The organism is uncultured Acinetobacter sp. (assembly GCF_947626835.1).
Taxonomy (GTDB): Bacteria; Pseudomonadota; Gammaproteobacteria; order Pseudomonadales; family Moraxellaceae; genus Acinetobacter.
In genome coordinates this window covers 56,330-65,172 of the sequence record NZ_CANQTS010000012.1, presented here as the reverse complement: position 1 = coordinate 65,172, position 8,843 = coordinate 56,330, and the positions used below count along the sequence as shown (strand labels likewise).

At 44.0% G+C, this 8,843-nt stretch carries 9 protein-coding genes; 4 read left to right on the top strand and 5 right to left on the bottom strand.

Annotated elements, in window-relative coordinates; all coding sequences use genetic code 11:
• Positions 1-288 precede the first annotated feature (288 nt).
• The 4 genes from rimP to Q0Z55_RS06935 are packed head-to-tail and all read left to right on the top strand — an operon-like array spanning position 289 to position 5,415.
• On the top strand, positions 289-810 hold the full coding sequence (rimP, locus tag Q0Z55_RS06950) for a ribosome maturation factor RimP (RefSeq protein ID WP_297426177.1): 522 nt from the start codon (positions 289-291) through the stop codon (positions 808-810).
• A 29-nt stretch (positions 811-839) separates the two neighbouring features.
• Complete coding sequence (gene nusA, locus Q0Z55_RS06945; protein ID WP_297426174.1) at positions 840-2,324, top strand: transcription termination factor NusA; 1,485 nt, start codon at positions 840-842, stop codon at positions 2,322-2,324.
• Positions 2,325-2,332: 8 nt separating this feature from the next.
• Positions 2,333-5,011, top strand: a complete 2,679-nt coding sequence (gene infB, locus Q0Z55_RS06940; protein ID WP_297426171.1) for a translation initiation factor IF-2 — start codon at positions 2,333-2,335, stop codon at positions 5,009-5,011.
• Complete coding sequence (locus Q0Z55_RS06935; protein ID WP_297426168.1) at positions 5,011-5,415, top strand: ribosome-binding factor A; 405 nt, start codon at positions 5,011-5,013, stop codon at positions 5,413-5,415. Before infB ends, Q0Z55_RS06935 begins: the two co-directional genes overlap by 1 nt.
• 39 nt (positions 5,416-5,454) lie before the next feature.
• Here Q0Z55_RS06935 and Q0Z55_RS06930 read toward each other — a convergent pair whose 3' ends face one another.
• The 5 genes from Q0Z55_RS06930 to Q0Z55_RS06910 are packed head-to-tail and all read right to left on the bottom strand — an operon-like array spanning position 5,455 to position 8,842.
• Complete coding sequence (locus tag Q0Z55_RS06930; protein WP_297426165.1) at positions 5,455-5,862, bottom strand: Na+/H+ antiporter subunit G; 408 nt, start codon at positions 5,860-5,862, stop codon at positions 5,455-5,457.
• A gap of 10 nt (positions 5,863-5,872) precedes the next feature.
• Positions 5,873-6,151 carry a monovalent cation/H+ antiporter subunit F gene (locus Q0Z55_RS06925; protein WP_297426162.1) on the bottom strand — a complete coding sequence of 93 codons (279 nt, stop codon included), beginning with the start codon at positions 6,149-6,151 and terminating at the stop codon, positions 5,873-5,875.
• Complete coding sequence (locus Q0Z55_RS06920; protein ID WP_297426159.1) at positions 6,148-6,666, bottom strand: Na+/H+ antiporter subunit E; 519 nt, start codon at positions 6,664-6,666, stop codon at positions 6,148-6,150. Before Q0Z55_RS06920 ends, Q0Z55_RS06925 begins: the two co-directional genes overlap by 4 nt.
• A complete protein-coding gene (locus Q0Z55_RS06915) occupies positions 6,666-8,477 on the bottom strand; it encodes a monovalent cation/H+ antiporter subunit D (RefSeq protein ID WP_297426156.1) in 1,812 nt (603 codons plus the stop codon). The genes Q0Z55_RS06920 and Q0Z55_RS06915 overlap by 1 nt, the downstream gene beginning before the upstream one ends.
• Positions 8,477-8,842, bottom strand: a complete 366-nt coding sequence (locus Q0Z55_RS06910) for a Na+/H+ antiporter subunit C (protein WP_297426153.1) — start codon at positions 8,840-8,842, stop codon at positions 8,477-8,479. The genes Q0Z55_RS06915 and Q0Z55_RS06910 overlap by 1 nt, the downstream gene beginning before the upstream one ends.
• Between the last annotated feature and the right edge of the window lies 1 nt (position 8,843).

Here is an 8,843-nt window from a genome sequence, read left to right as displayed (position 1 = left end):
GCGGGATGGAGCAGTCTGGTAGCTCGTCGGGCTCATAACCCGAAGGTCGTTGGTTCAAATCCAGCTCCCGCTACCAAGTTTTCTAAAGGCTCACAACAAGGTGGGCCTTTTTGCACAGTGGACATTTGTTTTTCTGTGTAATAATGAGGGCGATTAACGCCCTTTTTTATTGGCTATCGTGTAGTGCCGACATCAATTGGTCAAATAGTCATGTTTCACTACTATTATAGTCCTGTCCAATCTTATGGTCGTTCTGACCATTGAATCGCACAAAATTGACGAGAGTAAATGAAGCTATCAAATAAAACTCAAGCACTCCAAGACCTAATCGCTCCTGCTGTGCAAGCTTGTGGTGTTGACCTATGGGGCATTGAATTTTTGCCGCAAGGAAAACGTTCTTTATTACGTATTTATATTGATAAAGAAGTTGATCAAACCACACCGGTCTTAAATGAAGATGGTGAAGAAGAACAAGGTCGTGGTATTGGCGTACAAGATTGTGTTCGCGTAACACAACAAGTTGGCGCAATGCTCGATGTACATGACCCAATTTCTGGCGAATACTCACTTGAAGTATCATCTCCGGGTTGGGATCGTCCATTTTTCCAATTACAACAGATGCCTGCGTACGTAGGTCAGCAAGTCGCATTACGCTTGATTAGTGCTGTAGACAACCGTCGTAAATTTCAGGCGAAACTTGTTTCAGTTGATCTTGAAAGCGAAATGATTCAAGTGGAAGTTGAAAAACAACAAGTGTTGGAAATCGACAGTCACAACATTGATAAGGCAAATTTAGTTTACCAAGACTAATTGAAAAAGAATCTGAGAATAGGTGACTTATGGCACGTGAAATTCTTACCGTAGTAGAAACGGTTAGTAACGAAAAAGGTGTACCTCGTGAAGCAATCTTTGAAGCGCTTGAGCAAGCGTTAGTTGCAGCAACGAAAAAGAAATTTTACGAAGGCACACACTCGGAAGAAGCACAATTACGTGTAGAAATCGATCGTAAAACAGGTGACTACCGTACTTTCCGTCAATGGGAAGTTGTGGCTGATGAAGATCATGAAATGCCGGCGTGTCAAGATGCCATTTCTGATGTTGATCCAGCACAGTGGTCAATTGGTGACATTCGTGAACTTGAAGTTGAATCGATTGATTTTGGTCGTATTGCGGCGCAAATTGCAAAGCAAGTGATTGTACAAAAGATTCGTGAAGCAGAACGCGCTTTAATTGCTGATGCTTATGAGTCTAAAGTGGGTGAGCTGATTTACGGTGAAGTGAAAAAGCAAACTAAAGATGGCTTTATCATTGATCTTGGCGAAAATGCAGAAGCGTATTTAGCACGTGAAGAAATGATTGCAAAAGAAATTTTGCGTCCTAAACAACGTGTCAATGCAATTTTGTTTAACGTTAACCGTGAAGGTCGTGGTGCACAATTACAATTGTCACGCGCTAAACCTGACATGCTGATTGCTTTAATGAAAAAGGAAATTCCAGAAATTTCTGAAGAAATTATTGAAATTAAAGCAGCTGCACGTCAACCGGGTGTTCGTGCTAAAATTGCAGTGAAAACCAACGATCATCGTATTGATCCAGTGGGTGCTTGTATTGGTATGCGTGGTACACGTATCCAAGCGGTACAATCTGAATTAAATGGTGAGCGTATTGACGTTGTGGTATGGTCAGATGATCCAGCGCAATATATCGCCAGTGCTTTAGAGCCTGCTGATGTATCAAGCATTGTGATTGATGAAGATGCACGCACTGCAGATATCATCTTTGCAACCAGTGATCAACTTGCACGTGCTATTGGTTCACAAGGTCAAAACGTCCGTTTAGCGTCAGAATTAACTGGCTTTAAGCTCGACATGATGCTTGAATCAGAATACCAAGCACGTCAACAAAATGAAGCACAACAATATTTAGACATGTTTGTGTCGCGTCTTGATATTGCTGAAGACTTAGCAATGGCTTTAGTGGAAATGGGCTTCACTTCGTTAGAAGAAATTGCATATGTTCCGGCTGAAACATTCGATGAAATCGAATTAGATGCTGAAACAGTAGAAATGTTACAAGGTCGTGCTAAAGAAATTGCTTTAGCTGATGCATTGAAACAACAGGAAAATATCCAAGATCCAAGTGCTGAACTTCTAGCAATGGAAGGAATGACACAAGAGATTGCCTACGCGCTTGCTGCTCGTGGCGTGGTAACTGTCGATGATTTGGCAGACCAAGCTACGGATGATATCGCAGATATCGAAGCTTTAGGTGCTGAGAAAGCGGGTCAACTCATTATGAAAGCGCGCGAATCATGGTTTAACTAGGAGGTAATATGGCGGACAAGTCGATTAAAGATTTGGCAGTGAGCGTTAATCGCTCGGTTGAAACACTTTTAGAGCAAGTTCGTGATGCAGGCTTACCGCAACGTCAGCCTGAAGATATTATTTCCACAGAACAACAAGATACCCTCGTGAACCATTTGAAGAAAATTCATGGTCAAGACGTGGGTCAAGCAGGACAAATCACGTTGAAACGTAAAACAACCAGCACCGCTAAGGTAGCAAGTACCTCAGGTAAGGCGAAAACTATTAACGTAGAAGTTCGCAAAAAACATACTTTTGTCAAACCAGATCCAGAGCAGATCAAAGCAGAAGCATTGGCTAAAGCTGAAGCTGATAAAGCTAAAGCTCAATCTGATGCTCCAGTATCTGGCGTCAATAACGCAAACAAAGCTTTAGAAGCCATGCGTGCCGCTGCAAAACAAAGCAGTGAAAAGCAAGAAGTGTCTAAAGCTGCGGTTGTGGTAAAACGCAAATCGACCAACAAGCCAGTGGTTAAGTCGCAAATTAAAGCGATTGAAACTCCTGAGCAAAAACGTGCGCGTGAAGCAGAAGCTGCAAAATTAAAAGCAGTGGAAGAAGCAGCACGTCGTCGCGCAGCAGAAGAAGCGCAACAACGTACGCTTGAGCAAATGCGTCAAATGGCGTCTAAGTATTCAGCTGAAGACAATGCGCCAACGATTCGTGTTGTAGATGATTCTCCACTTGCTGCAGGCCTTGTAGGTCAAGCATATGAAGATTCATTTAACAAAGAAGACCGCGAAATCAAACGTGGTACCAATACGCCAACTGCACGTGCACCGAAAAAAGGTGGTCGTCGTGGTCAAGAAGAGCAAAGCTTTAGCAAACAGCCTAAACGCGGTTTAAAAACCAGCTCTTCAAACAAACATGGTTTTGAAAAACCTGTTAAAAAACAAGTTTACGATGTTGAAATTGGTTCAACCATCATTGTTGCTGATCTTGCAGTTAAGATGGCAATCAAGGTGCGCGAAGTGATCAAAGCACTCATGAAAATGGGTGAGCTTGTGACTCAAAACCAAGCCATTGATCAAGAAATCGCAGCGTTAATCGTAGAAGAAATGGGTCATAACCCAGTTCTTGTATCAGATACACAAGCTGAAGATAACTTATTAGAAGCTGCTGAAGAAGCGCGTGGTGTTCAATCAACGCGTGCGCCTGTTGTAACCATCATGGGTCACGTTGACCATGGTAAAACATCGCTTCTTGACCGTATTCGTCGTGCGAAAGTGGCACAAGGCGAGGCAGGTGGTATTACCCAACATATCGGTGCTTACCATGTAACCACTGATAAAGGTATGATCACATTCCTTGATACTCCGGGACACGCAGCATTTACTGCAATGCGTTCACGCGGTGCCAAAGCGACTGATATCGTTGTTTTAGTTGTTGCAGCAGATGATGGTGTAATGCCACAAACTGCAGAAGCAATTGATCATGCGCGTGCTGCGGGTACGCCGATCATTGTTGCAATCAACAAAATGGATAAAGAATCTGCTGATCCAGATCGCGTGTTAAACGAATTGACTGTGAAAGAAATCGTGCCTGAGCAATGGGGCGGTGACGTACCAGTAGCTATGGTTTCTGCGCATTCTGGTCAAGGTATTGATGAACTTCTTGATTTGATTTCACTTCAAGCTGAATTGCTTGAGTTGAAAGCGTCTGAAGAAGGTGCAGCTCAAGGTGTGGTCATTGAAGCGCGTGTAGACAACAGCCGTGGTGCGGTAACGTCTATTCTGGTTCAAAACGGTACATTAAAAGTAGGTGACCTTGTTCTTGCAGGTGCATCTTACGGTCGCGTTCGCGCTATGACAGATGAAAACGGTAAACGTATTCAATCTGCAGGTCCTTCGATTCCTGTTGAAATCTTAGGTTTACCTGAAGCGCCAATGGCAGGTGACGAAGTTCTTGTTGTAAGCGATGAGAAAAAAGCGCGTGAAGTTGCTGATGCACGTATGGATCGTGAACGTCAAAAACGTCTTGAGCGTCAATCTGCAATGCGTCTTGAAAACATTATGGCGTCTATGGGCAAAAAAGATGTGCCTATCGTGAACGTTGTATTGAAAACTGACGTACGTGGTACCTTAGAAGCGCTACACGTTGCACTTGCTGATCTTGCAACAGACGAAGTGAAAGTACGTATTATTGGTTCAGGTGTTGGTGCAATCACTGAATCTGATGTCACACTTGCTGAATCTTCTGAAGCGGTATTACTTGGCTTTAACGTACGTGCCGATGCAACTGCGCGTCAAAAAGCAGATGCAGACAGCATTGACATTCGTTACTACTCAATCATCTATCAATTGATTGATGATGTGAAAGCTGCGATGAGCGGTAAGCTTGCTCCTGAACACCGTGAAACGATTCTTGGTGTGGCGCAAGTACGTGAAGTATTCCACTCAAGCAAATTTGGTGCAGCTGCAGGCTGTATGGTTCTTGAAGGCGTATTACATCGTAACAAACCAATTCGCGTATTACGTGATGACGTGGTGGTGTTCCAAGGTGAACTTGAATCGCTTCGTCGTTATAAAGAAGTGGTTGAAGAAGTTCGTGCTGGTATGGAATGTGGTCTTGCAGTTAAAGGCTACAAAGACATCAAGGCATTGGATAAGATCGAAGTATACGACGTACAATTGATTAAACGGAGTCTTTAATGGCCGGTAGTCAACGTCTGAAGCGTATGGCGGACACAGTACAGCGCGAGTTGTCTGAACTGATCCGTCAGGAGCTAAAAGATCCGCGTTTAGGTGGTCTGGTGACCATCTCTGCGGTCAAAGTTAGCCCAGACTTAGGTTATGCTGAAGTGTATGTGACCGTGATGGGTCGTGAGCTTGGCGATGAGCAAAGTGAAACGGCAAATAAAGAAACGTTAGATGTATTGAACAAAGCATCTGGTTTCTTGCGCCATGAACTCAGCCGTCGTATTAAGACACGTATTACGCCACGTTTACGTTTCCACTACGACAAAACCAATGCGTATGGTAACTATATGTTTGGTCTGATTGCAGAAGCTGTGAAGGATTTACCTACAGCCGATGACAAGAAAGACGACGAATAAGTTGTCATAAAAAAAGCCACCTTCGGGTGGCTTTTTTGTTTAGGCAATATCATTATTGTCGTGTTTGACCTGCTTTTGATAGCGTTTAAAACTACGACGATGTTTTTGCCAGGGTAATGGTCGCTCTAAACTTTCAGGTACATCCCCACTCATGGAGCGTAAACGTAAATGCAGGGCGGCTTGTGCCATTAAATTGGCCGATACCGGCGCAGTAATAAAGGCAAACAAAGTAATTAAGATTTCGGCAAAGCCAAAACGCCCATGTGCTGCCGAAAAAATAATAGCGGCCATTAAAAAGCCACCTAGTCCTAAAGTACTTGATTTGGTCGGAGCATGGAGGCGCATAAATAAATCAGGCAGACGCACCATACCGATGCCGCCGATCAACATAAATAAACCACCCATGACCAAAAAGATTGACACCAATATTTCTAAAACTAAAGACATACAGTCGCTCCTAGTCGATCACGTGACCGGTAGTAAAGTAACGTGCTAAGGCGGCTGTAGAGACGAAGCCTAGCATCGCTACCAACAAGGCACCTTCAAACAGTGAAGTGCTGGTCCAATAAATTCCCAGTACAATGACTAAGCCTGTAGCATTTAAAAACAAGGTATCCAGCGCCAATAAGCGATCTACAATTGATGGCCCAATTACCAGGCGATACAAGCACATCAGCATCGACAGGGTAATGGCAAGTAAGCTAATGCCCAATGCATAAGGCAAAATGGTGTTCATGCAACATCTCCTGTCTGTACGTCAAAAATTTCCATGAGTGGTTTTTCATAGCGTGCTTTGATGAGATGAATTTCTTCATCTACATCCTCTGTACTTAAAGCATGTACCAAAATATCACCACGATCTTGGTCAATACCCGCTGTGACTGTACCGGGTGTGGTGGTAATGATCATCGCTAATAAGGTATTAACTTGCTCATGTTTAGTTTCCAGTGGCACACGAAACCATTTAGGTTGCAATTTGTCGGTGGGACCTAACACCAATTTAGCCACGCGCAAATTGGAAATCACGATATCCCACAGCACCACTAAAAATAGCTTAAAAGACGGCAGCCAGTGAATGTCAGGTGTACGCTCTACAAAAGGACGAATTAAACGCGGGATGGCAATGGCAAGAATCAATGCCATCACCAAACTACCCACTTCCAAACTCTGCGCTAACATGATCCAACTGATGCCAACCAACACCGAAACGAAAGGATGCGGAAACCAGCGTTGAAAAAAGCTGTATTGCATTAGTAGCCCTCCTGTACGGGTTGTAGTTTGTCGCCGGTAGGATCACTCAATTGTTGTTGCTGTTTGAGGATTTGGCGCTGCTTAAACTCAGAAATATGCTCACCTTGTAAGGTCTCTTCAGAAATCACATACGGAATGAGGTGTGCATTTGGATCAATGCTTTCACCAGCATATTTGGTTTGTGGCAGATTTTCTGGATCATAGGGTTGCACGCTAATGACCTGATTGTCGGCGTCACGTTTTAAAATCGTGGCCTCATACAATTCATTATTTTGAATTTGCAAGGCTGTGCTGTTCATATAACGCTGAATGGGACTGGCAAATAGTACATAGCCCATCAATATGGCTAGCAGTATATAAATGGCCGTGTCATTGCGTGGTGGTGCTTTGGCAGGCAGCACTTGATAGGCCAGATAGGCTTCGCTGGTGACATCGTCTTCAGGTTTTGTGGCACGCCAAAACAGAATAAAACCAACGCGGGTAAAGCCAATAATGCTCAGTAAGCTGACCAACAGTAAAGTCGCAATAATCCAAGCTTGATAAGCATGTCCTGCTGTGGCTTGTAAAATAAACACTTTACCTAAAAAGCCACTAAAAGGCGGCAAACCTGCCATCATCAAAGCAATAATAAAAAAGGTGATTGAAGCAACTTTTTGTTGTTTGATCTGTGGGGCAACTTTGAGGTGGTCTTTAAACTCACCCCGTTGTGAGGTGATCCAACCGCCCATTAAATACAGTGCCGCTGCAATTAGGGTACTGTGTAACATGTAATATAATGCACCAGCCCATGCTTGCGGGTTTAGCATGGCAATGGCCACTAAAATTGTGCCCACAGAGGACAAAATCATAAAGCCAACAAAACGGCGTAAACGCTCAGCACCCAGTGCTGCAATGGCACCATATAGCGAGGTGATCAGACCAATGGTGAGTAACCACGGTGCCAAAATGCTATGGCTTAACGGGTCATCAAAGACTGTCCCATTAATCCGTAAGATGGCATAAATCCCGACTTTGGTCATAATGGTAAAGAATGCAGCAACAGGGGTGGCTGCCACAGCGTAGGTTTTTGGTAGCCAAAAACCCACGGGTAACATGGCAGCTTTAATCCCAAACACCACAAATAGCATGAGACCACCAGCCACCGCCAAGCGCTGCTCAGTAGGTTCAAGCATTGGCATTAAACGTGCCACGTCGGTCATATTTAAACTGCCAACGCTGCCATAAATCATGCCCAAACCAATTAAAAATAGCGCAGATGCCAATAAGTTAATGGTGACATAATGAATGCCTAGCTGAAAACGCACCTTGCCCTGACCATGTAATAGCAACACATAAGATGCCATCAGCAAGATTTCAAAGAACACAAACAGGTTAAATAAATCGCCCGTTAAAAATGCTCCGCACAGACCCATAATCAGAAAGTGCAGCATGGCATGGAAATAGCGACCGCGTTCATCCCATTGTCGGCTGGCATACCATAAAATTGGAACAGCAAGGGTATAGGTCAGCACCAACATTAATGCAGAGAGCTGATCGAGCACTAAAATAATGCCAAAAGGCGCAGCCCACTCACTTAAGTTATAAATAATAATTTGCCCGCTACTGGCATAACTTAAATAGCAAAGGGCTGTGGCCAAACCTAAGGTTGCCGAAACATAGCTAATACCACGACGCCACGGTTGACGCCAATCATACGCCAATGCACCTGAACCGGGATTGCCTAGTAATAGCAAAATAAAGGCAGTGAGCGCTGGAATTAAAATACTAAAAATAGGTGCGTGTTGCTGCCAAAAATGTAGAAGATCAGTCATTAGGGCTCATCCTCGCGTGGGTCAATGGCAGGTAGATCTTCTTTAGAGTCAACGTGATCTGTCCCTGATTCAAAGCGGCTGCGTAGTGCCAATTGCACAATAAAAGCGGTGGTTGCAAAACCAATTACAATGGCAGTGAGTACCAAGGCCTGTGGGAGTGGATCGGTGGCTTGTGTCGTATTGGTGAGGACGGCCGGTGAGTTAATTTGTACACGCCCCATGGTAAATAAGAAAATATTGACCGCATAACCAATCATGGCCAAGCCCAACACTACCGGAAAAGTACGCGCACGTAGCACCAAATAAATTCCTGTGGCGATCAATAAACCAATGGCAGAGGCCAATAAAAATTCTAAGCTGATCATC